We start from the raw sequence: 23,804 nt of genomic DNA, 5'->3' as shown, positions 1-23,804 counted from the left end.
TGAAGAACTGAGATGACCCAGAGCTCAACGGCTGGCGAAGTCGGCTCGGACTGCGACCCTAGGGACGGCAGGTTTCGCCCGGGTGTCGACGAGGTGAGAACTGGGTGAGAATCAGCGCCGTCGCCCCTCGGGGCATGATCGCCCCTGTGCCCGCCGTCCCCGACCTCCCCGTCCTGCCCGACCTCAGCGACCGGACCGTCCTGGTGACCGGCGCCAACGCCGGGCTCGGCTACTTCGCCACCGAGCAGCTGGCGGCGGCCGGCGCCCACGTCCTGCTGGCCTGCCGCTCGGCCGAGCGGGCGGCGCGCGCCGTCGCCGCGGTGCGGGCCCGGGTGCCCGGCGCCCGGCTCGACGTGGCGGGCCTCGACCTCGCCGACCTGGGGAGCGTCGCCGCCTGCGCCCGCGCGGTGGACGTCGGGCTGGACGCGGTGCTCTGCAACGCCGGGGTCACCGGGACCGACGGCCGACGGACCACCGCCGACGGGCTGGAGCTGATGATGGGCGGCAACGCCTTCGGCCACCTGGCCCTGGTGGCCGGCCTGGCCGACCGGCTCCGGCCCGGTGCCCGGGTGGTGACGGTCGGCTCGATCGCGTCGCGCTGGTCCCCCCTGGACCTCGACGACCTGCAGGCGGAGCGCGGGTTCCGCTCCTTCCGCCAGTACGGCCGCTCCAAGACCGCGGCGATGGCCCTCGCCTTCACCCTCGACCGGCGCTGGCGGGCCGCCGGCCGGGACGGGCTCGCCCTGGCGGCGCACCCCGGCTTCGCCGTCGACGTGCTCAGCCCGTCGCGGCCCGGCGTCGTCGAACCCTCGGCCGTCGCCCGGCGGCTCGCCCGCCCGGCCCGGCTGCTGGTGCAGGGCAAGGACGCGGGGGCCTGGCCGCTGGTGCACGCGTGCGTCGGGGCCGGCGTCCGGGGCGGTGGGTACTGGGGGCCGGGCGGGGTGCAGGAGCTGCTCGGCCCGCCCGCGCCGGCCCGCGCGCACGACCACGTCCGCTCGAGCGACACCGGGGACCGGCTGTGGGCGGCCGCCGAGCAGGCGACCGGCCTCTCCCTCGCGGGTCTCGCCTGATCGCTCGGGACGGCTCCTCCGCTGCCGTCCGGCGAGGCCGGCCGTAGCCTGGCCGCCATGATCGTGCTGAGCCGCTTCCGCGTCGACGCCGTGGCGGAGGCGACCTTCCTACCGCAGGCCGAGGCGGCCATCGCCGTCCTGCGCCGGCGGGAGGGACTCCTCTCGCTGGACTTCGGCCGCAACCTCGACGAGCCGGACCTGTGGACCATCACGACCCGGTGGGCCGACGTCGGCTCCTACCGCCGGGCGCTGAGCGGCATCGAGTCCAAGAGCGTGGTGGTCCCGCTGCTGTCGCTGGCCGTCGACGAGCCGTCGGCCTACGAGAGCCCGGAGCTGGTGGGGGAGAACTGGGCCCGCGGCTCCTCCCGGCCCGGCTGAGACGGGGCCGACGGCCGCCCGTTCGGTAGGCTGGGCGGTCGGTCTGCGTCTCGCGCCGACCGTCCGCACCATCCCAGCCGGGGGTGGTGTCCCGCAGCACACGCTTGGAGCAGCCCCGTGGCCCCCACCAGCCGTCTCGACAACGTCATCAACCTCTGCAAGCGGCGGGGGTTCGTCTTCCCGGCCGGTGAGATCTACGGCGGCACCCGCTCCGCCTGGGACTACGGGCCCCTGGGCGTCGAGCTCAAGGAGAACATCAAGCGGCAGTGGTGGAAGACGGTGGTCAACGGCCGTGACGACGTCGTCGGCCTCGACTCCTCGGTCATCCTGCCCCGCCAGGTGTGGGTGGCGTCCGGCCACGTCGGCGTCTTCACCGACCCGCTGGTCGAGTGCCTGCACTGCCACAAGCGCTTCCGCGAGGACCACCTGCAGGAGGAGTTCGCCGCCCGCAAGGGCCTCGACGACCCGGACGCCGTCGCGATGACCGACGTGCCCTGCCCCAACTGCGGCACCCGCGGCCAGTGGACCGAGCCCCGCGACTTCAACATGATGCTGAAGACCCACCTCGGCGTCATCGAGGACGAGTCCGGCCTGCACTACCTGCGCCCCGAGACCGCGCAGGGCATCTTCGTGAACTTCGCCAACGTCGTGCAGGTGACCCGGAAGAAGCCGCCGTTCGGCATCGGGCAGGTCGGCAAGTCGTTCCGCAACGAGATCACCCCCGGCAACTTCATCTTCCGGACCCGGGAGTTCGAGCAGATGGAGATGGAGTTCTTCGTCCCGCCGGGCAGCGATGAGGAGTGGCACCAGTACTGGATCGACGAGCGCACCCGCTGGTACACCGACCTGGGCATCGACGCCGACCACCTGCGCCACTTCGAGCACCCGCAGGAGAAGCTGTCGCACTACTCGAAGCGGACCGTCGACATCGAGTACAAGTTCGGCTTCGCCGGCAGCGAGTGGGGCGAGCTCGAGGGCATCGCCAACCGGACCGACTTCGACCTGAAGACCCACAGCGAGCACTCCGGCACCGACCTGTCCTACTTCGACCAGGCCTCCGGCGAGCGCTACCTGCCCTACGTGATCGAGCCCGCAGCCGGTCTGACCCGCTCGCTGATGGCGTTCCTGGTCGAGGCCTACACCGAGGACGAGGCCCCCAACACCAAGGGCGGCGTCGACAAGCGGACGGTGCTCAAGCTGGACCCGCGGCTCTCACCGGTCAAGGTCGCCGTGCTGCCGCTGTCCCGCAACGAGGCGCTTTCGCCCAAGGCCCGCGGGCTGGCCGCGGACCTGCGCAAGCACTGGAACGTCGATTTCGACGACGCCCAGGCGATCGGGCGCCGCTACCGCCGTCAGGACGAGATCGGCACGCCGTTCTGCGTCACCGTCGACTTCGACACCCTCGAGGACGACGCCGTCACCATCCGCGAGCGCGACACGATGGCGCAGGAGCGGGTCGCCCTCAGCCAGGTCGAGTCCTACCTCGGGGCCCGGCTCCTCGGATGCTGACCGCCACCGAGTTGTCAGCACCGGTGGTCGCCCCGACGACCACCGGGGCTGACAGGTCGCTGCAGGTGGGCCCGATCACCGTCCCGACGCCCGTGGTGCTGGCGCCGATGGCCGGCGTGACCAACGCCGCCTACCGGCAGCTCTGCCGCGAGCAGGGGGCCGGCCTCTACGTCTGCGAGATGATCACGTCGCGCGGTGTGGTGGCGCGCGACCGGAAGACCCTGCAGATGCTGCAGTTCGACCCGGGCGAGACGGTCCGCTCCGTCCAGCTGTACGGCGTCGACCCGGCGATCATGGCCCAGGCCACGGAGATCCTGGTCACCGAGCACGGGGTCGGCCACGTCGACCTCAACTTCGGCTGCCCCGTGCCCAAGGTGACGCGCAAGGGTGGCGGCGCCGCCCTGCCCTGGAAGCGGGACCGGCTGCGGATGATCCTGGACGCCACCGTCGCGGCGGGCGCCCGGCACGGCGTGCCGGTGACCATCAAGACCCGCATCGGCATCGACGCGGACCACCAGACCTTCCTCGACGCGGGCCGGATCGCCGAGCAGGCGGGCGTCGCCGCGATCGCGCTGCACGGCCGGACGGCGCAGCAGGCCTACTCCGGCGAGGCCGACTGGACCGCGATCGCCGCGCTCAAGGCGCACGTGTCGATCCCCGTGCTCGGCAACGGCGACATCTGGGAGGCCTCCGACGCGCTGGCCATGGTGGAGCAGACGGGCGCCGACGGCGTGGTCATCGGCCGCGGCTGCCTCGGCCGGCCGTGGCTGTTCCGCGACCTCGCCGACGCCTTCGCCGGCCGGGCCACCCGGACCCTGCCGACGCTCGGGGAGGTGGCGGCGATGATCCGCCGGCACGCCGAGCTGCTGGTCGGCCTGAGCGACGAGCAGCACGGCCTGACGGAGCTGCGGAAGCACATGGCCTGGTACCTCAAGGGCTTCCCCGTGGGCAGCGACACGCGCCGTGCCCTCGGTCTCATCGGATCCTTCGCCGACCTCGACGCCGGCCTCGCCCGGCTGGACCCCGACGCCCCGTTCCCGGTCAGCGAGCTCGGCAGCCCCCGCGGCCGCCAGGGCAGCCCGCGCGACAAGGTCGCGCTGCCCGAGCACTGGCTGGACGACACGTCCGGCGCCGACCTCGACATGGCCGACGCCGAGCAGGGCATCTCGGGTGGCTGACGCCGCCGAGCCGTCCGCCCGCGCGCAGGCCTGGGCCGAGACGATGACCGGCCAGCGGGACGGCGACCTGGTGCGGGCGCACGCCGGCTCGCGGGCCGAGGTGGGACCGGGCCCCGTGGTGCACCGCGAGCTGCGGGAGCAGCGGGAGCGCGAGCTGCTCCGGCCCGGCGCCACCCTCGCCGTCGGTGCCGGTCACCGCGCCGTGCCCGAGTCGCCCGACCCCGAGCGGACCTGCTTCGAGCGCGACCGGGACCGGATCGTCCACTCGACCGCGTTCCGCAGGCTGGCCGGCAAGACCCAGGTCGTCGTCCACCCCAGCGACCACCAGCGCACCCGGCTCACCCACGCGCTCGAGGTCGCGCAGGTGGCGGCCTCGATCGCCCGCGGCGCCGGCGTCAACGTGGCCCTGGCCGACGCCATCGCGCTCGGCCACGACTGCGGGCACGGCCCCGGCGGGCACGCCAGCGAGGACGCCTTCGACGCCTTCCTCGAGGAGGGCTACGACCACGGCCCCTGGGGCGCCGACGTCGTGCTGGCCGGGCAGAACCTGTGCGCCGAGACCCTCGACGGCATCCGCAACCACTCGTGGTCGCGGCCGGCCCCGCGGACGGTCGAGGGCGAGATCGTCAGCTGGGCGGACCGGATCGCCTACTGCGCCCACGATTTCGAGGACGCCGTCCACGCCGGCATCGTCGACCTCGCCGACCTGCCCGCCGCGGTCCACGCGGTGGCCGGGCGGACCCGCCGGGAGCAGCTGCGGACCTTCGTCCGCGCCGTCGTGCGCGGGGTGGCCGAGCACGGCGAGGTCGGGATGCCGGCCGCCGAGGCGGAGGCGCTGGCCGCGCTGCGCGCCTTCAACTACGAGCGGATCTACGTCCGGCCGGAGTCGCTGGCCCAGTCCCGGGCCGTCGTCGCCGTCCTGCACGCCCTCGTCGAGTTCTACGTCGAGCACCCGGAGGGGCTGCCGGACACGGTGGTGCCGGTGCAGGACGCCACCGGCACCGACGCGCTGCGCACCGCGGTCACCTACGTGGCCGGGATGACCGACCGCTACGCCTTCGCGATGGCCGAGCACCACCTCGGCTGGCCGCCCGAGCGGCTGCCGCGCGGCATCGACGACCCGCGCTGAGACCGGCCGCCCCGGCTCCCCGTCCCGCCGGCCCGGATCGGTAGCGTGAGCGGACCTCCACCGAACCGGAAGGGGCACCGTGGCCCACCCGCATGCCTTCGTCGTCCTCCGCCGCGACGGCGTCGCCGCCGTCCTCGACGTCACCGCCGGGCGGCTGCCCGCGCTCGTGCACTGGGGCGCCGACCTCGGCCCGCTCACCCTGGCCGAGGTCGACGCGCTGGTCCTCGGCGGTGTCCAGCAGGTCGACGCGAACCTCGTCGACGAGCCGCTGCGGGTCTCCGTGCTGCCGGAGCACTGGACGGGTTGGACCGGGCGACCCGGCGTCAGCGGCTCGCGCGGCGGCCCGGACTGGTCACCCCGTTTCGCCGCCGTCGCCCTGTCGGTCGACGGGCGGGAGGTCCCGGCCGAGGGCGACGAGCCCGTGCTGGTCGAGACCGGCTCCGGCGTGGTCCAGGTCCGGGCCGAGGACCCCGGAGCGGGTCTCGGCGTCGTCCTCGAGCTGGAGCTGACCGCCGGCGGCCTGCTCCGCAGCCGGGCCACGCTGACCAACACCGGCGAGGGCGACTACCAGCTGGACGACCTGGTGCTGGCCTACCCGCTGCCCGGGGTCGCCCGCGAGGTGCTGGACCTGGCCGGCCGCTGGGGCAAGGAGCGGACCCCGCAGCGCGCGCCGCTGCACGTCGGCACCCACCTGCGCGAGGGCCGCAAGGGCCGCACCGGGGCGGACGCGGCCACCGTGCTGCACGTCGGCACCCCCGGGTTCGGGTTCGCCGACGGCGAGATCTGGGCCGTGCACACGGCCTGGTCCGGCAACCACACCCACTACGCCGAGCGGCTGTTCACCGGCCAGCAGGTGGTCGGCGGCGGGGAGCTGCTGCTGCCCGGAGAGGTCCGGCTGGCGACGGGGGAGAGCTACACCTCGCCCTGGGTCTACGGCTCGCACGGCACCGGCCTGGACGCGGTGGCCCGGCGCTTCCACCGCTACCTGCGGTCCCGGCCGCAGCACCCCGGCGCCGAGCGGCCCGTGACCCTGAACGTCTGGGAGGCGGTCTACTTCGACCACGACCTCGAGCGGTTGCTGGACCTGGCGGAGCGGGCGGCGGCGCTCGGCGTCGAGCGGTACGTGCTCGACGACGGCTGGTTCGGCTCCCGCCGCGACGACCGCTCCGGCCTCGGCGACTGGGTCGTCTCGCCCGACGTCTGGCCCGAGGGCCTCCACCCGCTCGTCGACCGGGTCCGCGAGCTGGGCATGGAGTTCGGGCTCTGGTTCGAGCCCGAGATGGTCAACCTCGACTCCGACGTCGCCCGCGCGCACCCGGAGTGGGTGATGGCCACCGGCGGCCGGACGCCGGTGCCGTCGCGGAACCAGCAGGTGCTCAACCTGGGGATCCCCGAGGCGTACGCGCACGTCCGCGACCAGATGATGGCGATCCTCGGCGAGTACGCGATCGGGTACCTGAAGTGGGACCACAACCGCGACCTCGTCGACGCCGGCACCTCGCCGAGCGGTCGGGCCGGCGTGCACGAGCAGACGCTCGCCTTCTACCGCCTGGTCGACGAGCTCAAGGCCACCCATCCGGGGCTGGAGATCGAGTCCTGCTCCTCGGGCGGGGCGCGGGTGGACCTCGGCGTCCTGGAGCGCACCGACCGCGTGTGGGTCTCGGACTGCATCGACCCGCTCGAGCGGCAGGAGATGCACCGCTGGACGACGCAGCTGATCCCGCCGGAGATGATGGGCGCGCACGTCGCGTCCGGCCGGAACCACACGACGGGCCGGGTGCACGACCTCGACTTCCGCGCCGCCACCGCCGTCTTCGGGCACCTGGGCATCGAGTGGGACCTGGCCCGGGCGAGCGAGCAGGAGCTGGCCGAGCTCGGCGGCTGGGTCGCGTTCTTCAAGGAGCACCGCCGGCTGCTGCTGGGCGGGGACCTCGTCCGCGTCGACCACCCCGACGACGCGCTGGTCGCGCACGGCGTCGTCAGCCCCGACCGCGGCCGGGCGATCTTCGGCTTCCACGCCGTCGGCCGCTCCGAGGTGGTCAGCCTCGGCCGGCTGCGCTTCCCGGGCCTGGACCCGGCGCGGCGGTACCGCGTCGCGCCGGTCGGGGTGGGGGAGCCCAGCGGCCTGCGCGCTCCGGCCTGGTGGGACGCCGACGGCCCGCGCGCCGGCATCGTCGTCGGCGGGGCGGCGCTGGGGTCCACCGGGTTGATGTCCGCCGGGGTGCACCCCGACCACAGCGTGCTCTACCGCCTCGACGCCGTCGACTGAGGCCTGCCGGTCCTGCTGGGAGGGGTTCGAAGGGTCCGGGGATGAGGGACGTGCGCCCTCAGCCCGTTCTGCGGTGGCCGTCGCTCCTGGCGTGTCGTCCTCCCGCCGCTCCAGACTGGTCCGCGACCGAACTCGGGGAGAGCTGGAGGGGACCGATGCGGAAGCTGATGACGGCCACGGCCGGAGCCACCCTGCTGGTGGGGGTGCTGGCGGTCTCGACCGCCGTGGCGGCACCGGGGGGTGGGAGGGTCCAGCCTCCACCCGCCCCGACCGCCGGCCCGGTGGTGAGCGGGACGCTGGACGGCGGGACCCGCGCCCGGCAGGACGGCATCGTGCTGAAGACCCGGGACGACGCGACGGTCCGGACCTTCACGCTGACCTATCCGGCCGGCGCCGTCTCGGGCTGGCACCAGCACCCCGGGGTGGTGCTGGCCACCGTCGAGAGCGGGAACGTGGTCCAGCAGGTCGGCTGCCGCAGGAACGTCTGGGCGGCCGGCCAGTCCTTCACCGAGGTGGACCCGCACCAGGTGAGCAACCCGTCGCCGACCGAGCCGGCCGTGCTCCGGATCACCCAGATCGTGCCCGTCGGGGCCACGTTGCGCGAGGACGTCGCCCCGCCGCGCTGTCGTCACCACCGCTGAGTCGACGGCGACCCGGGCCCCGACCGCGCCCTGTGCCCGCGGACCCGCCCTGAGCTCGTCGCAGGGTCAGGGGATCAGCCGCCCGGCCAGGTCGGGCGGCAGCAGCCGGGCGGCGCGGATCAGCTGGTGCGCGACGACGACGGTGATGGTCTGGGCGGCGAGCAGGCCCACCAGCACCAGCAGCTGGGCCGCGCCCGCCTGCAGCGGGGTGCCGCCGCCGAGCAGCACCCCGACGAAGGCGCCGGGCAGCGTCACCAGCCCGACGGTCCGCGTCTGGTCGAGGCCGGGCACCAGGGCCTCCGGCAGCCGACGGCCGACCACCTCGGTGATCGCCTGCGGGCGGCGCAGCCCGATCGACAGCGCCGCCTCGTAGGTGCCCAGCTCCTCGCGGAGGGCGGCGAACGAGCGCCGGCCGGCCAGCGAGTGGGCCGACATGGACCCGCCGATGACGATCCCGGCCACCGGCACCAGGGAGGCGCCGTTCCAGGGCACGGCCCCCGACGCGAACACCACCGCCAGCACGGGCAGCACCCCCGCCGCCAGGGCCAGCGCCACCCACGGCCAGCGGCGCGGCGCCTCGACCCGGCGGGCCGAGGTGGCCGTCGCGACCCCGAACATCACCAGGGCGAAGACTGCCGACCAGACGAGGTGGCTGAGCACCGCCGTGATGACCAGCGCCACCAGTCCGAGCTGGACGACGGCGCGGACGGCCGCGGTGCCGATCGCCCGACCGGTCCGCAGGCCGCCGACGGTCGCGGCCGTCACCGCCATCAGGACGAGGACGACGAGCGCCACGAGCAGCGGCGCGCCGGGCTGCGCGGGCACGCGCTCATGATCGCAGCCGCCGTCGGGCGGCCCGTACGATGACCGGGTCGCGGGCCCGCCCGCGCGAGCGTCTGAAGGAGTCCCCGGTGACCAGCAGCCTGGCCGGCAGTGTCCGCGAGGTCACCCTCGCCTACGGGCGGGGCCGGTTGGACGTGACGCTGCCGCCCGGCTGCGAGCCGACGGTCATCCGGCAGCGCCCGCTGCCCCCGCTGGCCGACCCGGCGGCCGCCGTCGTCGACGCCCTGGACCACCCGGTCGGGTCCCCGCCGCTCGCCGCGCTGGCCCGTGGCCGGCGCAGCGTCTGCATCCTCATCTGCGACATCACCCGGCCGGTGCCGAACGGGCTGTTCCTCCGGCCGCTGGTCGAGCAGGTCACCGCCGCGGGTGTGCCGCTGGAGGCCGTCACCGTCCTCGTCGCCACCGGGCTGCACCGGCCGAACCTCGGCGCCGAGCTGGCCGAGCTGGTCGGCGACCCGTGGGTGCTCGAGCACGTGCGGGTCGAGAACCACGACGCCCGCGACGACGCCGCCCACCGCTCCCTCGGCGTCACCGCCACCCGGGGCACACCCGTCTCCCTGGACCGCCGCTTCGCCGACGCCGACCTCAAGATCGTCACCGGGCTGGTCGAACCGCACTTCATGGCCGGCTGGTCGGGCGGCCGCAAGGTCATCGCGCCCGGGGTCGCGCACCACACGACGATCCGGACGTTCCACTCCGCGCGCTTCATGGAGGACCCCCGCGCGGTCCAGTGCACGCTGGAGGGCAACCCGCTGCACGAGGAGCAGCTGGAGATCGTCCGGATGCTCGGCGAGGTCCACGGGCTGAGCGCCGTCGTCGACGAGGAGCGCCGGCTGGTGCACGTGGGTTTCGGTGAGGTGGTGGCCAGCCACCAGGCCGTCGTCGACGTCGTGGCCGCGTCGGTCCGGGTGCCGGTGGGGCGCCGGTTCGGCACGGTGCTGACGTCCGCCGCCGGCCACCCGCTCGACGCCACCTACTACCAGACGGTCAAGGGCATGGTCACCCCGCTCGACGTGCTGGCGCCCGGCGGCACGCTCATCATCGCGTCGGAGTGCTCGGAGGGGCTGGGCTCGCGCGCGTTCCGGGCGGCGCAGCAGCGGCTGGCCGCGGCGGGGCCGGACGCCTTCCTGGCCTCGATCACCGGCAAGGACCTCGCCGACGTCGACGAGTGGCAGACCGAGATGCAGCTGAAGCCGATGCGGCACGGCCGGGTCGAGCTCTACAGCACGGGCCTGCCCCGCGAGGACCGCGCGCTGACCGCGGTCGTCGTCGTCGACGACCTGACCGCCGCCGTCGCCGCCAGCATGGCGCGGACGGGCGACCGGTCCGTCGCCGTCATCCCGGACGGGCCCTACGTCATCCCGGTGGTGGGCGGGTGACGCCCACGGTCCGCCCGATCAGCCGGGCCGGGCTGGCGTGGCGGGTCGCGGTGGCCCTGCTCGGCCTCGGGCTGCTGGTCAACGGCTCCCTGCGGATGAGCGACGACGTGTGGCCCTTCGGGCCGATGTCGCAGTACGCCTTCTCCCCGCCGGCCGACGACACCATCGTCATCACCCGCGTCGAGGGCCGCCTGGCGGACGGCCGTCGGCTCGAGCTGCCCCTGCGGGTGAGCACGGCCGGGATCAGCCGCGCCGAGATCGAGGCGCGCACCCCCGCGATCGTCGCCGACCCGTCGCTGCTGCGGGGCGTCGTCGAGGGCTGGAGCAGCCGCCACCCCGCCGAGCCGGCCGTGCAGCAGGTCTGGCTGGTCCAGGACGTCACGGAGCTGTCGCGGGGCCGCCCGACCGGCTCCGGCCGCCGGGAGCTGGCCACCTGGACCGTGCCCCGGTGACCGTGCCGAGCCGCGTCGCCGGCTGGTTCGCGCCCCTCGTGCCCGACGCCCGGATCGCGGTGCTCCGGACGGTGGTCTACCTCTTCGTCCTCGTCGACATCCACCTCCTCGTCGCCGACCCGATCCCGCTGAGCCGCCAGCCGGACCTCTACCGGCCGCTGCTGCTCGAGCGGCTGTTCCTCCTGCCGCCGCCGAGCCCCGCGATCACGACGACGCTCTACGCGGTGCTGGTCGTCGGCTCGCTGGTGGCCGCCGCGAACCGGCTGCCGCGGCTGGCGGGCCTCGTCCTCGCGGCCGCCTTCACCTGGTGGACGGCGATCGGGATGAGCTACGGCAAGGTCGACCACGACCACCTGGCCTTCGTCGTCGCGCTCTGGCTGCTCCCCACCGTCGGGGTGGTGCGGGACCGCTGGCGGAGCAGCGACGCCTCCCGGCAGGCGGGCTGGGTGCTCAAGTCGGTGCAGATCGCGGTGATCAGCACCTACTTCCTGTCGGCGCTGACGAAGATCCGCAGCGGTGACTGGAGCCTCGCCTCCTGGCCCAACAGCTTCATCCTCACCTGGGCGATCGTCCGCCGCCCGCACGGCCTCGGCCAGTTCCTGCTGCCGTTCCCGGGGCTGCTCCGGACCATGCAGTGGTTCGCCTTCCTGGCCGAGCTGACGTCCCTCGTGGTGCTCTGGCTCCGCGGCCGGGCCCTGCTGCTGGCGGCGCTGTTCTGGCTGGGCTTCCACGTCTTCACGGCGGCGATCCTGTACATCCACTTCGCGCCGACGCTGGTCTGCTGGCTGGCCTTCGCCCCGCTGGAGCGGCTACCCGGCTGGTGGGACCGACGTCGCCTCGTGGTCGGGTGGCGCCGTCGGCGTGCGGTCCGCCGCGGGCAGGGCGCAGGCGGGGGTGCCACCGGGCATCGTGTCCCGGTTCCGGGCGACCAGCCGGTAGACGCGCGCCGCGACTGAGCGGACGCCCGGCAGGCCCATGGCCCGGCCGGCGACGCCGTAGGGGCCGCCCCGGAAGCGCAGCCAGGCCGCGAAGGCCGCCGCCCCGCCGATCACCCGGCCGTCGGGTTCCACCCACAGCACCTCGGTCTGCGCACGCTCGGGCGTGGCGCCCAGGGCGGCGAGGTCGGTGAACTGCCAGGGGACGAGGTGGGCGTCGGGGCCGCCCGGGCGGTGCAACCGCTCGGCGACCCAGCTGGCGCTGCTGGTGCAGAAGGCGCAGTCACCGTCGAAGACCAGCCAGGGACGGTCCCGGCCGACGGGAGCGGTGGACGGTCCGGGGGCGTCGTGCACAGGCCGAGACTACGCGGGCGCCGGCACCGTTCCCGGCGCGTAAACTCGGGGACCGTGGCGGGCCGGATCAACGACGACGACATCGCCACCGTCCGTGAACGAGCCCGGATCGACGAGGTCATCGGCTCCTACGTCGCCCTGCGGAACGCGGGCGGCGGGTCCCTGAAGGGCCTGTGCCCCTTCCACGACGAGAAGACCCCCAGCTTCCAGGTGACGCCGTCCCGCGGCTTCTACTACTGCTTCGGCTGCGGCGAGGGCGGCGACGTCATCACCTTCATGCAGAAGATCGACAACCTGAGCTTCGCGGAGTCGATCGAGCGGCTGGCCGACCGGGTGGGCATCCAGCTCCGCTACACCGAGGACTCCGGCCCCCGGCCCGAGCCCGGGCTGCGCTCGCGGCTGATGGAGGCCCACCGCGCTGCCGCGGAGTTCTTCGCCGAGCAGCTCGCCACCCCGGACGCCCTCGCGGGTCGGCAGTTCCTCGCCCAGCGGGGCTTCGACCGGGCGGCGGCCGAGCTGTTCGGGGTGGGCTTCGCCCCGCGCGGTGGCCGGGTGCTGGCCCAGCACCTGCGCGGCCGCGGCTTCAGCGACAAGGAGCTGGTCACCGGCGGGCTGGTCCGCGAGGCCGGGTACGACTTCTTCCAGAGCCGGCTGCTGTGGCCGATCCGCGACTCCGGGAAGCAGGTCATCGGGTTCGGGGCCCGCAAGCTGTTCGACGACGACCGGATGCCCGCCAAGTACCTCAACACCCCCGAGACGCCGCTCTACAAGAAGTCGCACGTGCTCTACGGGCTCGACCTGGCGCGCAAGCCGATCGGGCACAAGAGCCAGGCCGTCGTGGTGGAGGGCTACACCGACGTGATGGCCGCGCACCTGTCCGGCGTCGACACCGCCGTCGCCTCCTGCGGGACGGCCTTCGGCGACGACCACGCCCGGCTGCTCCGCCGGCTGATGGGCGACCACGACGCCTTCCACGGCGAGGTGATCTTCACCTTCGACGGTGACGCCGCCGGTCAGGCGGCTGCGCTCAAGGTGTTCAGCGGGGACCAGAACTTCCTCGCGCAGACCTACGTCGCCATCGAGCCGACCGGCCTCGACCCGTGCGACCTGCGGCTCCAGCACGGTGAGGCCGCGGTGCGCGAGCTGGTGGCCCGGCGGGTGCCGCTCTACCGGTTCGTGATGACCAACGTGCTGACCCAGCACGACCTGGACCGGGCCGACGGCCGGCTGGCCGCGCTGCGGGCGGCGGCGCCGCTGGTGGCGAGCATCCGCGACGCCTCCCTCGTCACCGGCTACGCCCGCGAGCTCGCGGGCCTGCTGGGGATGGACGTCGAGGAGGTCCGCGGTGAGGTGGTCCGGGCCGCCAACCGCTCCAGCCGTCGGGCGCCGGAGCCGTCGACCGCGCCCGCGTCCGACCCGGCGTCCGAGCAGCCCGAGCGCCGCCCGGCACCGGAAGCCCGGTTGCCGGACCCGCACGACCGGTTGCTGGCCCTCGAGCGGGCCACGACCAAGCTCCTGATCCAGGTCCCCGGGCTGTTCCCACCGGACTGGGACGGGCTCACCGTCGCCGACTTCACCCACCCCGCCTACGCCGCCGTGTTCACCGCCGTCGAGAAGGCGACCGCCGAGGGCGACGCGGCCGGGGACTGGGTCCACCGGATGACGGCGGCGGCCGAGCACGAGCAGCTGCGCTCGCTCATCGTCTCGCTGGCCGTCGAGCCGCTCCCGGTGCAGGGCGAGGTGACCTCCCGCTTCCTCGTGGCCCACACCGCCGGCCTGCAGCTGCTCACCGTGATGCGCGCGATCAGCGACCTGAAGTCGAAGCTGCAGCGGACCAACCCGGTCGAGGCGCAGCAGAAGTACAACCAGATGTTCTCCGAGCTCGTGGTGCTGGAGGCCCGGCGCAAGCAGCTCCAGGTGCGCAGCATCGGCGCCCTGGAGTAGCCGTCCCGCGGCCCTGTGGACAACCGCCGTCCTCGGGTGGGGGCGGCTCAGGCTGGGTCGATGACCGCCGCCCGTGCCGTGCTCGCCGAACCGCTGCTGACCGCGGAGGAGGTCCCGGTCCTGGCGCGGGCCATCGAGGCCGGGGTGCTGGCCGCCGAGGCCCGCCGGCAGGGCGGCTTCGCCGACGCGACCGACGAGGAGCTGCGCGCGGTCGAGGAGGCCGGACGTCAGGCCTGGCACCGGTTCGTCCGGGCGAACCTCAGGCTGGTCGCCCTGGTGGCCGGGCAGGCGGCCGCGCGCAGCCGGCTGCCCGAGGGCGACCTGTTCCAGGAGGGCTGCCTCGGCCTGATGGCGGCCGTGCAGCGCTACGACCACACCCGCGGCACGACGTTCGCCACCTACGCGCTGTTCTGGGTCCGCTCGGCGGTCGGCGCGGGCAGCGCCGGCCACCTCGGGGCGCTCAACCTGCCGGTCAGCCGGGCCGAGCAGCTGCGCGCCGCCCGTGGCGTCGAGGCGGGGCTGACGCAGCGGCTGGGCCGGACGCCGACGCCGGCCGAGCTCGCCGGCGCGCTGGGCCGCAGCACCGCCTGGACCCGGGCCCTGCTGGCGCACGCCTCCCCGGCCCCGATCGAGGACGTGGCCGCCGTGCTCGCCGCCCCACCACCCCCGGAGGCCGAGGCGCCGCTGCCGGAGGTCCGCACCCTGCTGGCCGGGCTGGACCCGCTGACCCGCCAGGTCCTCGAGCTGCGCTGCGGCTTCGGGGAAGGCCGGCCGCTCAGCCTGGCCGCCACCGGTCGGCGCCTCGACCTCTCGCCCGGCCAGGTCCGCCGCGTCGAGCAGCGGGGACTCGACGCGCTCCGGTCCGTCTGCCCGCAGGCGGCGGTCTGGCACCTGTCCGGGTGAGAGGTCCGGTCGGGACGAGGGAGGATGGGGTCATGCCCACCCCGACGAAGACCGCCTGGTGGTCGCGCTCCCGCGGGCTGCCGGCCGACGCCCACGCCTCGTGGTTGGCGTCGATGCGCGAGAGCCCCGGCCGGACGCCACGGATCCTCGCCTGGGCCGGTGAGGGGGAGCGGCTGGCGATCGGCAGCCCCGCGGTGCTGTCTACCGGGGGTGTCGCCGGGTGGCAGCACGTCGGCTGGCACGAGATCGAGCGGGGCGGCTGGAACGACGAGCTGCGCCGGCTGAGCTGGGTGCGGCTCGACGGCCGCCGCGGTGAGGTCGAGCTCGCCGAGCCCGGCCGGCTGCCCGAGCTGTTCCGCGAGCGGGTGGAGGCGACCATCGTCGTCCGCCAGTTCGTCCCGCTGGCGGGGGAGCGCGGCGTGACGATCAGCGCGCGCCGGCCGCTGGACGGCGGCGGACCGCTGCTCTGGCACACCAGCCTCACCCGGGGCCTGAGCTGGCAGACGGCCGGCGTGCAGGAGGCCGTCGACGACGCGCTGGCCGCGACGCGCTCCGAGTTCGACATGCGCTGACTGCCTGGTAATGTTCTGACTCGCGTCAGCGCGATCCCCTGTAGCTCAATTGGCAGAGCAGCCGGCTGTTAACCGGCAGGTTACTGGTTCGAGTCCAGTCGGGGGAGCTCCACCTCAGCACCGGCCGAGGCCCTCCGGGGTCCCGGCCGTTCGCGTCTCCCGCGGCCCCACCCTGGCCGGTCACTTCACACCCCTGCGGTGGTCCTCACACCCCGTGCAGAGGGCGCGCCGACCACCGCAGGGGTGTGAAGTGGGGGACCCGCCGCGGCCCCCGCCGCCCGTCGACCAGGCCGACCGCCGCCGACGGCCGACCTGGCGCAGGGATCAGGCGTGCGGGCCGGTCCGGCCCAGGTCGTCGAGGAAGGCGCTGGCCCAGTGGTCGATGTCGTGCTCGGCCACCTGGCGGCGCATGACCTTCATCCGCCGCGCCTTGTTGCGGGCCGAGTCGTTCATGGCCTCGATCAGCTTGTCCTTCATCCCGTTCACGTCGTACGGGTTGACCAGGTAGGCCTGTCGCAGCTCCCGCGCCGCCCCGGCGAACTCGCTGAGGACCAGGGCGCCGTCGTCGGCCTGCCGGCAGGCGACGTACTCCTTGGCGACGAGGTTCATGCCGTCGCGCAGCGGGGTGACCACCATGACGTCGGCGGCGCGGTAGAGCGCCGCCATCTCGTCCCGGGGGTAGGACGCGTGCAGGTAGGTGATGGGCGGCCGGCCGATCCGACCGATGTCGCCGTTGATCCGGCCGACCAGCCGGTCCATCTCGTCACGGAGCTGGCGGTACTCCTCGACGCGCTCCCGGGACGGCGTCGCCACCTGGACGAAGGCGACCTTCTCGACGTCGAGGGTGCCGTCCTCGATCAGCTCGCCGAACGCCTCCAACCGGGCCAGCAGGCCCTTGGTGTAGTCCAGCCGGTCGACGCCGAGGAACAGCACGTCCGGGTCGCCCAGGTCGTGCCGGATCTCCGCCGCCCGCGTCGCCACCGGCTCCGACGCCGCCAGGTCGTTCAGCTCCTTGGCGTCGATGGCGATCGGGTAGGAGCGGGCCAGCACGGTACGGCCGTCGGAGGTCCGGATCTCGTCCCGGTGGGTCTCCTGGCGCAGCCGCGCCCGCACCAGGCGGAGGAAGTTCTGCGCTCCGCCGGACACCTGGAAGCCGACGAGGTCGGCGCCCAGCAGGCCCTCGAGGATCTGGTCGCGCCACGGCAGCTGCTGGAACAGCTCGGTGGGCGGGAAGGGGATGTGCAGGAAGAAGCCGATCCGCAGGTCGGGGCGCAGCTTGCGCAGCATGGCCGGCACCAGCTGCAGCTGGTAGTCCTGCACCCAGACGACGGCCCCCTGCTCGGCGACCGCCGCGGTCCGGTCGGCGAAGCGCTGGTTGACCAGGACGTAGGCCTCCCACCACTCGCGGTGGAAACCGGGGGTGGCGATGACGTCGTGGTACAGCGGCCACAGGGTGCCGTTGGAGAAGCCCTCGTAGTAGTCCTCGATCTCCTGCGCCGCCAGCGGCACGGGGACCAGCTGCAGCCCGTCGTTGTCGAACGGCTCGAGCTCCTCGTCGGGAGCGCCGTGCCAGCCCACCCAGGCGCCGTCGTGGCGCCGCATCACGGGCTCGAAGGCGGTGACCAGGCCACCCGGCGAGGTGCGCCAGTCGACGCTCCCGTCCGGGTGCTCGATGCGGTCGACGGGCAGGCGGTTGGCGACGACCACGAAGGACGCGGTCGCCTTGGACTTGGCGGAGTCGGGGGTGCTCATGTCCTCAGTTCCATCGGTGCGGCGTCCTCCGACCCTAGCGGGTGGGACCCGGTGGCCGTCCCCGGCCGCGGCGAGGGACCACCCGGGGGAGTGGTCCGGAGAGGGTGGGGACGGGTCTGCCAGGCTGACCGCATGGACGTCGCCGAGCCGCTCACCGAAGCCGGCGCTGCCGGGCTCCGGGCGGTCACCCACGCACCCCGGAGCACCCTGGTGGCCCTCGACTTCGACGGCACCTTGGCCCCGATCATCGACGACCCCGAGCGGGCCGTCGTCCACCCGGACGCGGTGGCCGCGCTCGCCGAGCTCGGCGGCCTCGTCGGCACGATCGCGGTGGTCACCGGGCGGCCGGCGCGCACCGCGGTCCGGCTCGGCGGGTTCACCGACCACGCGGGTCTCGGGTCGATGGTCGTGCTCGGCCAGTACGGCGTCGAACGGTGGGACGCCGCGACCGGCGCCTTCGACGTGCCGCCCGAGCCCGCCGAGGTCACCGCGGCCGGCGAGGAGCTGCCCGCGCTGCTGGAGTCGCTCGGCCTCGGTGCCGCCCGGGTCGAGCACAAGGGCCGCGCCCTCGGGGTGCACACCCGCGAGCTCGAGGACCCCCAGCAGGCCTTCCGCACCCTCCTGACGCCGGTGCAGGCGCTGGCCGACCGGCACGGGCTGACCCTTGAGCCCGGCCGCAACGTCCTGGAGATCCGGGCGCCGGGCACCGACAAGGGGGATGCGGTCCGCCGCCTGGTCGCCGAGACCGGGGCGACGCAGGTGGTCTTCGCCGGCGACGACCTGGGGGACCTGCCGGCCTTCGAGGCGGTGGCCGCGCTGCGGGAGGACGGCCTGCCCGGTCTGCTCGTCGCCTCCGCGTCCCACGAGGAGGACGCCCTGAGCGACCGGGCCGACGTCGTCGTCGACGGACCCGCCGGCATCGCGGCCTGGCTGCGCGACCTCAGCGCGCGCATCCGCGCCGCCCAGGCCGGCTAGCCCGATCCGCTAGCGCCGGTTGCCCGCGTCGCTCTCGTTGGCCTGGACGGACTCCTGCTGGGTGCGCTCGGGGTCGTCGGTGCGGTCGTCGGACTCGGCGAGGATCTGCTCGGCCTGCGCGGTGGGGTCGTCGCTGCCCGCGGCGATCTCCTCCGGCAGCAGGTGCGCCCGCTCGGCGACGCGCTCGTCGTCCTGGACGTCGTCGCGGTCGGGGCCAGGGGTCTCGGTCATGGCGCCACGCTACGGGGCGGGGACGGCCGCTCGGGTGGCGGTCGGAGCGTCCTCCGCCCGGTAGGCTCCGCGCGTGCTCGACGTCCCCCCGACCCGCCGGTGACGGCGGACGTGCGCCCCGACGAGGGCGAGATCCTGCAGGAACGGCCCGACCGGCCGGTCGTCCGCATCGGCGACGTGGTGCGGCACCCCCGCCAGCCGTGGTCGGGCTCCGTGCACGCGCTGCTGGCGCACCTCGCCGAGGTCGGCTTCGCCGAGGCGCCCCGCCCCGGGCCGGTCGCGGAGGACCACGACGACGTCGGCTACATCGAAGGTGTCTCCGGCGACGCCGCGTGCCGGCTGGTGGCGACCGAGGAGGCCGTCGCCCAGGTGGCCCAGCTGCTCCGCCGCTACCACGACGCGGTCGTCGGCTGGCGTCCGGCGGTCCCGCCCACCTGGTTCGACGGGCAGGTCGGCACCGGGGACGGCGCCGAGCACCTGGTGTGCCACGGCGACGTCGGACCCTGGAACCTGATCTGGCGCGACGACCGGCTGGTCGGGCTGATCGACTGGGAGTACGCGACCATCGGCACCCGGCGCACCGACATCGCCTACGCGCTGCACTACCTGGTGCCGTTCCGCGACCGCAGCTACTGGCAGGGCGTCCTCGGGCTGCCCGCCAAGCCGCGCCGCCGGCACCGGATGGCTGTCTTCGCCGAGGCGTACGGGATCGCCGTCGACGACCAGCTGGTCGACGAGGTGCTCGCCTCGCAGCAGGCCGGGGTCGACCTGATGCGCACCCTCGCCGAGCAGGGCCGTCCCCGCCAGCAGCAGCTGGTCGCCGACGGGGAGCTGGACCGGGAGCACCGGGCGGTGCTGTGGGGTCAGGGCCACCGGCACAAGTTCCAGGCCAAACGGGCCCGCGAGGGCCGCCGTCTGCGCAGGGACGGCGACGTGCACCCGGGCGGGCTCCGCTAGGTCCTCAGCGGATGCCGGTGGTGGCGAGACCCTGGACGAAGAACCGCTGGAAGGCCAGGAACAGCACCACCAGGGGCGCGACGGCGATCAACGTCATCGCCATCAGCGCGCCGTAGTCGGTCTGGTACTGCCCCTGCAGGAACTGCAACCCGATCGGCAGGGTGTACAGGTCCGGGTCCTTGAGCGCGATCAACGGCCAGAGGAAGTCGTTCCACTGGTACATCAGCGCCAGCAGGGTCAGCACGGCCAGCAACGGCTTGCACAGCGGCAGCACGATGCTCCAGAAGATCCGCAGGCTGCCCGCACCGTCCAGCTTGGCCGCCTCCATCAGCTCGTTCGGGATGGCGAGCATGAACTGGCGGGCCAGGAAGATGCCGAAGGTCGCGGCCGCCCCGGGGATGATCACCGCCCAGAAGGTGCCGATCAGGCCGAGCCCGTTGACGATCCGGAACTGCGGCACCAGGATCGCCTGCGTCGGGATCATCATCGTGGCCAGCATGACCAGGAACAGCACGTTCTTGAGCGGGAACACCAGCTTCGCGAACGCGTAGCCCGCCAGCACGCTGACCACGACGGTGAGCACCGTGGTGATCCCGGTGATCACCACGGAGTTGCCGAACCACAGGCCGACCGGCCAGGCGTCCAGCACACGCGTGAAGTTGGCCAGGGAGAAGGTCCGCGGGACGACGCTGACGCTGGCGTCGAAGGTCTGCTGGCCCGAGAAGGCCGTGGTGAGCATGATCCACAGGGGGAACGCCATGACCACGGCCGTGACCGCGGCCAGCACGATGCGGACGACCAGACCCACCCTGGAACGGCCGCGACGGCCGGTCGGGACCGGTCGGCGGTCGACCTCGACGCGGGTGGGCGCCAGGGCGCGGGGTGCGGTGATGGCCATCAGGCGGTCTCGTCCCGGTTGCGGTTGGTACGCCACTGCACGATCGTGAAGATCAGCGTGAGGAAGAAGATCACGACGCCGATCGCGGCGCCGTAGCCCTGGTCGCGGGCCGGTCCGAAGGCGGTCTTGTAGGCGTAGGTGCCGAGCACCTCGGTCGCCACGCCCGGGCCGCCGTTGGTGAGCACGAAGACGGTGTCGAACACCTGGAACGAGTAGATGACGTTCATGATCAGCAGGAAGAACGTCGACGGTCCGAGCAGCGGGAACGTGATGAAGCGGAAGCTCTGCCACGCCGAGGCGCCCTCCACCGAGGCGGACTCGTAGAGCTCCTGCGGGACGGCCTGCAGACCGGCCAGGTAGATGATCATGGTGAAGCCGACGCGGATCCACAGCGTGATCAGGACGAGCGACGCGAAGGCGGGGACCCCGCTCGACTGCCAGGCCGCGTTGGGCAGGCCGAGCGAGGTGGCGAGGCCGTTGAAGACGCCGATGGTCTCGTTGAACAGGAAGGTGCCGATCAGGCCGACGGCCACCCCGGAGATCACCAGCGGCAGGTAGATGATCGTCCGGACGACCTTGCGGCCCGGCAGCACGGAGTTCATCAGCACGGCCAGCGCCAGCCCGACCGCCATGCTGAGCGGCACGGTGATGATCATGAACAGCGCGGTGTTGACCAGCGAGCGGTAGAACACCGGGTCGCTGAGCATCGTCGCGTAGTTCTCGAACCCCAACCAGGTGATGCGGCCGCTCAGCGGCGCGATCTTGGCGCTGGAGTACACGAACGCCGCCACCATCGGCACGATCAGGAAGCCGACGGCCAGCAGCAGGGCCGGAGCCAGGAACGCGACGGCGGACCGGTCCCAGCGCGGCCGCCGACGCCGGGTCCGCGCTCCGGCGGGGGGCGACGTCGCCGGCAGCGCCGAGACCGCTGTCACGGCGCGGCCTTCTCGATGGCGGCCGCGAGGGCCGCCGTGGTGTCGGCCGCCGAGGCGCCGCCGAGGAAGGCCTTCTCCAGCTCGGCCTGCAGGGCCGTGTTGATCTGGGCGAACTGGGGCACGGTGACCTGGCGGACCTGCTCGGGGGTGATGGTGGTGGCCTGCTCGACGAAGGTCTTCATCAGCTCGGGTCGGACCGCGAAGTCCAGCTCGCTGGTGGTCAGCGCGTTCAGGGTCGGCAGCTCCCCGGTCGCCTCGCAGAACGTCCGCTGCTGCTCCTCGGTCACGATGAACTCGAGGAAGCGGGCGGCGGCCTCGGTGTTCTTGCCGTCCTTGGCGGCGACGATGGCGTTGCCGCCCAGGTCGCTGGCCGCGTTGACGTCACGGGGCATCGGGAGGGCGCCGTACTCGAACTTGCCCTTGACGCCCGTCTCGATCCCGGGCAGGAGGAAGTCGCCCGCGAAGGCCATGGCCACCGTCCCCGCGATGAAGACGGAGTCGGGGTAGGTCGCGGACTTCACCGAGCTGTTGCGGGGCACCCACTCGTTGGTGAAGAAGCTCTGGGTGAACTCGACGGCCTTGCGACCCTGGTCGGAGTCGATGGCCGGGGAGCGGAGGTCCTCGCCGAGGGCGTTGCCGCCGGCCTGGAACAGCCAGTTGAGCCAGCGGTAGGCGCCCGCGCTCTGCCAGTCGTAGATGAAGGGGCTCTGCTTGCCCTTGACGATGGCGGCGAGCTTGCGGTTCGCCTCGACGAACTCCTCCCAGGTCCAGGCGTCGTCGAGGCCGGTCGGGATGTTGGTGATGCCGGCGGCCTCGAAGGAGTCCTTGCGGTAGAGGATCGCGGTGGTGTCGATCTGGTGCGGCACACCGTAGGGCTTGCCGTCGTAGACGACGCCCTGCCACAGGCCGGGCACGAACGCGTCGACCTTCGCCTGGTCGAAGGTGCCGGAGACGTCGAGGAGGACGTCCTGGCTCGTGTACTGGCCGATGTCGATGTAGGAGACCCGGAACAGGTCCGGCGGGTTGCCCGCCTGGAACCGGGAGTCCAGGTTGGTCTGGACGCTGGCGTAGGGGACCGTCTCGGTCTTGACGGTGATGCCGGGGTTGGCCGTCTGGAACGCCTTGATGACGGCGTCGAACGCCTTCTTCTCGGCGTCGCCGGACCAGTTGACGAAGGTCAGCTCCGCCTGCAGGGCTGCACCCGAGCCGGAGCTGGAGCTGCTGGGGGTGTCACTGGAGGACTTCCCCGTCAGGCCGGCGCAGGAGCTGAGTCCCGCCGCGGCACCGAGGCCGAGGCCGCCCATCAGGATCTGTCGACGGTTCAACGCCATGTCTGTTCCTCACTCGAGGTGCGCGGGGTGGGCCCCCGGCGCACAGTTCTCGCCGCTCAGCCCCCGTAGATGGCGTTCGCCGCTTCCCTGGACCTTCCCGCTGCGGGCGACCCGCGGATGCAGGGATCCGCAGAGCCTCTCCGGGTCGGGTCAACGAGCGAGCGCGCCGAGGACCGTGCCTTCTGGTCGTAGTGTCGCGGACCACAGGCGGGTTCGGAAGCAACCGGGGACAACCCGTGCCGCCGACGGGCCGCCCGGGATCCGGCGCGCCACCGCAGTAGAGTGCGAGCGCCCGTCCGGCGGACGTCGACGGGCTGCAGCGAGACGAGGAGAACTGGTGTTCGACGTGGACGACATCCGCGAGTGGCGCGGGCAGAGCGTGGTCGACCAGGAGGGCTCCAAGATCGGGAGCCTGGAGGGCGTCTACTTCGACACCTCGACCGACGAGGCGGTGTTCGCCACGGTCAAGGTGGGTCTGGTCGGCGGGGGCCGGCTCGTCTTCGTGCCGCTGATCGGTGCCCGGGTGGCGCCCAAGCACATCCGGGTGATGACGGACAAGAAGCTGGCCAAGGACGCGCCCTCGATCGACACCGACGGCGAGCTCGAGTCGGCGGCCGAGCCGGGCATCTACTCCTACTACGGCCTGGCCTACGAGCGCGGCGCCGGCGGCGAGCGCCGCCTCGGTCGCCGCTGACCTCACGCCGGGCTGAGCCCGTCCCAGGTCCAGCGCGGCACGGGGAGCTGGGGCGGGATGTCCGCCTCCTGCTCGTGGTCGAGGACGTCGGCGACGGCCCACTCCAGGTAGGCGCGGAGGGCGGCGCGCAGCTCCGGGTCGGCGGGCAGGCCCGCGTCGTCGGCCGCCGCCACGAAGCAGGCGACGAAGCGACGCCCCAGGTCGCTCATGTCACCGTGGCCGGCGTGCCGCCGCAGCACGGTGGCGTGGTCGCCGAGCCCGCCGGAGAACGTCGAGGGGCCGCCCAGCACCTCGGCCCAGTAGGCGCCCAGCCGTTCGACGTGCTCCGGGTCGAGGTCACCGTGGCTGAACGGGTGGTTCAGCTCGGGGTCGGCCAGGCAGCGCGCGTGGTGGGCCCGGGCCAGGGCGAGGAAGGCCGGCTGGCCGCCGGCACGCTCGTAGATCGACGCCGCCACCCCGCCACTCTGGCACCACC

23 protein-coding genes and 1 tRNA gene are annotated in these 23,804 nt (G+C 73.7%); 16 read left to right on the top strand and 8 right to left on the bottom strand.

Going from position 1 to position 23,804, the window contains the following annotated elements; all coding sequences use genetic code 11:
• Positions 1-134 precede the first annotated feature (134 nt).
• The 7 genes from BLT72_RS14435 (at position 135) to BLT72_RS14405 (ending at position 8,174) form a co-directional block, all read left to right on the top strand.
• The gene (locus BLT72_RS14435; protein ID WP_091413734.1) at positions 135-1,070 is read left to right on the top strand and encodes an SDR family NAD(P)-dependent oxidoreductase; all 936 of its coding nucleotides are present in this window, start codon (positions 135-137) and stop codon (positions 1,068-1,070) included.
• A 57-nt stretch (positions 1,071-1,127) separates the two neighbouring features.
• A complete protein-coding gene (locus BLT72_RS14430) occupies positions 1,128-1,448 on the top strand; it encodes an antibiotic biosynthesis monooxygenase family protein (RefSeq protein WP_091413733.1) in 321 nt (106 codons plus the stop codon).
• 117 nt (positions 1,449-1,565) lie between these two features.
• Entirely contained in the window at positions 1,566-2,957 is a 1,392-nt protein-coding gene (locus BLT72_RS14425; protein ID WP_091413731.1) for a glycine--tRNA ligase, read from the top strand.
• The gene (dusB, locus tag BLT72_RS14420) at positions 2,951-4,135 is read left to right on the top strand and encodes a tRNA dihydrouridine synthase DusB (RefSeq protein ID WP_091413729.1); all 1,185 of its coding nucleotides are present in this window, start codon (positions 2,951-2,953) and stop codon (positions 4,133-4,135) included. The genes BLT72_RS14425 and dusB overlap by 7 nt, the downstream gene beginning before the upstream one ends.
• Positions 4,136-4,178: 43 nt before the next feature.
• Positions 4,179-5,264, top strand: coding sequence for an HD domain-containing protein (locus tag BLT72_RS14415; RefSeq protein ID WP_091417506.1), 1,086 nt, complete (start codon positions 4,179-4,181; stop codon positions 5,262-5,264).
• A 79-nt stretch (positions 5,265-5,343) separates the two neighbouring features.
• On the top strand, positions 5,344-7,533 hold the full coding sequence (locus BLT72_RS14410; protein WP_091413727.1) for an alpha-galactosidase: 2,190 nt from the start codon (positions 5,344-5,346) through the stop codon (positions 7,531-7,533).
• Positions 7,534-7,688: 155 nt separating this feature from the next.
• Positions 7,689-8,174, top strand: a complete 486-nt coding sequence (locus BLT72_RS14405) for a cupin domain-containing protein (protein ID WP_091413726.1) — start codon at positions 7,689-7,691, stop codon at positions 8,172-8,174.
• 66 nt (positions 8,175-8,240) lie between these two features.
• Here BLT72_RS14405 and BLT72_RS14400 read toward each other — a convergent pair whose 3' ends face one another.
• Positions 8,241-8,999, bottom strand: coding sequence for an ABC transporter permease (locus BLT72_RS14400; protein WP_091413724.1), 759 nt, complete (start codon positions 8,997-8,999; stop codon positions 8,241-8,243).
• A gap of 86 nt (positions 9,000-9,085) precedes the next feature.
• On the opposite strand from BLT72_RS14400, the gene BLT72_RS14395 reads away from it, so the two are divergent.
• Together BLT72_RS14395 and BLT72_RS14390 are read left to right on the top strand one after the other, a co-directional pair.
• On the top strand, positions 9,086-10,396 hold the full coding sequence (locus BLT72_RS14395; protein WP_197677044.1) for a nickel-dependent lactate racemase family protein: 1,311 nt from the start codon (positions 9,086-9,088) through the stop codon (positions 10,394-10,396).
• Entirely contained in the window at positions 10,393-10,848 is a 456-nt protein-coding gene (locus BLT72_RS14390; protein ID WP_091413721.1) for a hypothetical protein, read from the top strand. The genes BLT72_RS14395 and BLT72_RS14390 overlap by 4 nt, the downstream gene beginning before the upstream one ends.
• Positions 10,849-11,657: 809 nt before the next feature.
• Here BLT72_RS14390 and BLT72_RS23125 read toward each other — a convergent pair.
• The gene (locus tag BLT72_RS23125) at positions 11,658-12,137 is read right to left on the bottom strand and encodes a thiol-disulfide oxidoreductase DCC family protein (protein ID WP_091413717.1); all 480 of its coding nucleotides are present in this window, start codon (positions 12,135-12,137) and stop codon (positions 11,658-11,660) included.
• 54 nt (positions 12,138-12,191) lie between these two features.
• Between BLT72_RS23125 and dnaG the strand changes: the two genes are divergently transcribed.
• From dnaG to BLT72_RS14360, 4 genes are all read left to right on the top strand, one after another.
• Complete coding sequence (dnaG, locus tag BLT72_RS14375; RefSeq protein ID WP_091413715.1) at positions 12,192-14,081, top strand: DNA primase; 1,890 nt, start codon at positions 12,192-12,194, stop codon at positions 14,079-14,081.
• A gap of 60 nt (positions 14,082-14,141) precedes the next feature.
• Complete coding sequence (locus tag BLT72_RS14370; protein WP_091413713.1) at positions 14,142-14,984, top strand: sigma-70 family RNA polymerase sigma factor; 843 nt, start codon at positions 14,142-14,144, stop codon at positions 14,982-14,984.
• A gap of 32 nt (positions 14,985-15,016) precedes the next feature.
• On the top strand, positions 15,017-15,556 hold the full coding sequence (locus BLT72_RS14365) for a hypothetical protein (protein WP_091413711.1): 540 nt from the start codon (positions 15,017-15,019) through the stop codon (positions 15,554-15,556).
• A 34-nt stretch (positions 15,557-15,590) separates the two neighbouring features.
• Positions 15,591-15,663: transfer RNA gene (locus BLT72_RS14360), tRNA-Asn, on the top strand.
• A gap of 217 nt (positions 15,664-15,880) precedes the next feature.
• On the opposite strand, the gene BLT72_RS14355 is transcribed toward BLT72_RS14360, so the two are convergent.
• Entirely contained in the window at positions 15,881-17,308 is a 1,428-nt protein-coding gene (locus BLT72_RS14355; RefSeq protein ID WP_091413709.1) for an alpha,alpha-trehalose-phosphate synthase (UDP-forming), read from the bottom strand.
• A gap of 132 nt (positions 17,309-17,440) precedes the next feature.
• Between BLT72_RS14355 and otsB the strand changes: the two genes are divergently transcribed.
• On the top strand, positions 17,441-18,283 hold the full coding sequence (gene otsB / locus BLT72_RS14350) for a trehalose-phosphatase (RefSeq protein ID WP_091413707.1): 843 nt from the start codon (positions 17,441-17,443) through the stop codon (positions 18,281-18,283).
• Between the two features lie 9 nt (positions 18,284-18,292).
• Here otsB and BLT72_RS14345 read toward each other — a convergent pair whose 3' ends face one another.
• A complete protein-coding gene (locus BLT72_RS14345; protein WP_091413706.1) occupies positions 18,293-18,514 on the bottom strand; it encodes a hypothetical protein in 222 nt (73 codons plus the stop codon).
• 99 nt (positions 18,515-18,613) lie between these two features.
• Here BLT72_RS14345 and BLT72_RS14340 point away from each other — a divergent pair, with 99 nt between their 5' ends.
• Entirely contained in the window at positions 18,614-19,471 is an 858-nt protein-coding gene (locus tag BLT72_RS14340; protein ID WP_157720510.1) for a phosphotransferase, read from the top strand.
• A 4-nt stretch (positions 19,472-19,475) separates the two neighbouring features.
• Here BLT72_RS14340 and BLT72_RS14335 read toward each other — a convergent pair whose 3' ends face one another.
• The 3 genes from BLT72_RS14335 to BLT72_RS14325 are packed head-to-tail and all read right to left on the bottom strand — an operon-like array spanning position 19,476 to position 22,635.
• Positions 19,476-20,369: a carbohydrate ABC transporter permease gene (locus BLT72_RS14335; RefSeq protein WP_091413703.1), complete on the bottom strand. Its 894-nt coding sequence runs from the start codon at positions 20,367-20,369 to the stop codon at positions 19,476-19,478.
• Positions 20,369-21,304: a carbohydrate ABC transporter permease gene (locus BLT72_RS14330; protein ID WP_197677043.1), complete on the bottom strand. Its 936-nt coding sequence runs from the start codon at positions 21,302-21,304 to the stop codon at positions 20,369-20,371. Before BLT72_RS14330 ends, BLT72_RS14335 begins: the two co-directional genes overlap by 1 nt.
• Complete coding sequence (locus BLT72_RS14325; RefSeq protein WP_091413701.1) at positions 21,301-22,635, bottom strand: ABC transporter substrate-binding protein; 1,335 nt, start codon at positions 22,633-22,635, stop codon at positions 21,301-21,303. The genes BLT72_RS14330 and BLT72_RS14325 overlap by 4 nt, the downstream gene beginning before the upstream one ends.
• A gap of 337 nt (positions 22,636-22,972) precedes the next feature.
• On the opposite strand from BLT72_RS14325, the gene BLT72_RS14320 reads away from it, so the two are divergent.
• A complete protein-coding gene (locus tag BLT72_RS14320; protein WP_091413699.1) occupies positions 22,973-23,329 on the top strand; it encodes a PRC-barrel domain-containing protein in 357 nt (118 codons plus the stop codon).
• A gap of 2 nt (positions 23,330-23,331) precedes the next feature.
• Here BLT72_RS14320 and BLT72_RS14315 read toward each other — a convergent pair whose 3' ends face one another.
• A complete protein-coding gene (locus BLT72_RS14315; RefSeq protein ID WP_091413697.1) occupies positions 23,332-23,784 on the bottom strand; it encodes a group II truncated hemoglobin in 453 nt (150 codons plus the stop codon).
• Positions 23,785-23,804 lie beyond the last annotated feature (20 nt).

Origin of the sequence: Friedmanniella luteola (genome assembly GCF_900105065.1) — a bacterium.
Classification (GTDB): Bacteria; Actinomycetota; Actinomycetes; order Propionibacteriales; family Propionibacteriaceae; genus Microlunatus; species Microlunatus luteolus.
The sequence above is the reverse complement of the archived record's forward strand: the minus strand, read 5'-3'. Positions and strand labels throughout refer to the sequence as shown.